General features: G+C 49.5%; 2 protein-coding genes. Both read left to right on the forward strand.

Features of this window, described 5'->3' with window-relative positions; genetic code table 11:
- Positions 1–385, forward strand: a 385-nt coding sequence (gene nadA / locus R7Z41_RS24235; RefSeq protein WP_318141669.1) for a quinolinate synthase NadA, incomplete at its 5' end; no start/stop codon positions are given.
- Positions 386–422: 37 nt separating this feature from the next.
- Positions 423–1,104 (forward strand): nicotinamide riboside transporter PnuC (gene pnuC / locus R7Z41_RS24240; RefSeq protein WP_318141670.1); only part of this gene is annotated, 682 nt, incomplete at its 3' end.

Consider the following 1,104-nt stretch of genomic DNA (forward strand, 5'->3'; position numbering starts at 1 on the left):
TGCTGCCATACTGGTGCATCCAGAATCACCACAAGCTATTGTCGATATGGCGGATGCGGTCGGTTCCACCAGTCAACTGATCGCTGCTGCGAAAACATTGCCACATCAGAGGCTTATTGTGGCAACCGATCGGGGTATTTTCTACAAAATGCAGCAGGCGGTGCCAGATAAAGAGTTACTGGAAGCACCAACCGCAGGTGAGGGTGCAACCTGCCGCAGCTGCGCGCATTGTCCGTGGATGGCCATGAATGGCCTTCAGGCCATCGCAGAGGCATTAGAACAGGAAGGAAGCAATCACGAGGTTCATGTTGATGTAAGGCTGCGAGAGAGGGCGCTGGTGCCGCTCAATCGTATGCTGGATTTTGCGGCTACACTACGTGGATAACTAATAATAAGGCGTCACGTTACGCTTTGGGGGAAAGATGGATTTTTTTAGTGTGCAGAATATCCTGGTACATATACCAATAGGGGCAGGCGGTTATGATCTCTCATGGATCGAAGCGGTAGGCACGATCGCCGGGTTGCTGTGTATTGGCCTTGCCAGTCTGGAGAAGATCAGCAACTACTTCTTTGGCCTGATCAACGTCACCTTGTTTGGCATTATTTTCTTTCAGATTCAGCTGTATGCCAGCCTGCTATTACAGGTGTTTTTCTTTGCCGCGAATATTTACGGTTGGTATGCGTGGTCGCGACAAACCAGTCAGAACGAGGCGGAGTTGAAAATTCGCTGGTTGCCATTGCCGAAGGCACTCAGCTGGTTGGCGGTTTGCGTTGTTTCGATTGGTCTGATGACGGTATTTATCAATCCGGTGTTTGCATTTTTGACCCGCGTGGCAGTCATGATCATGCAAGCATTAGGATTACAGGTTGTGATGCCTGAACTGCAACCGGACGCTTTCCCGTTCTGGGATTCATGCATGATGGTGTTATCTATCGTGGCAATGATTCTGATGACGCGTAAGTATGTGGAAAACTGGCTGTTGTGGGTGATTATTAACGTGATTAGCGTCGTTATTTTTGCACTTCAGGGCGTTTACGCCATGTCTCTGGAGTACATCATCCTGACCTTTATTGCGCTCAACGGCAGCCGGATGTGGATCAACA

The sequence above is a fragment of the Vibrio sp. 1457 genome (genome assembly GCF_033340195.1).
Lineage (GTDB): Bacteria > Pseudomonadota > Gammaproteobacteria > Enterobacterales > Vibrionaceae > Vibrio > Vibrio alginolyticus.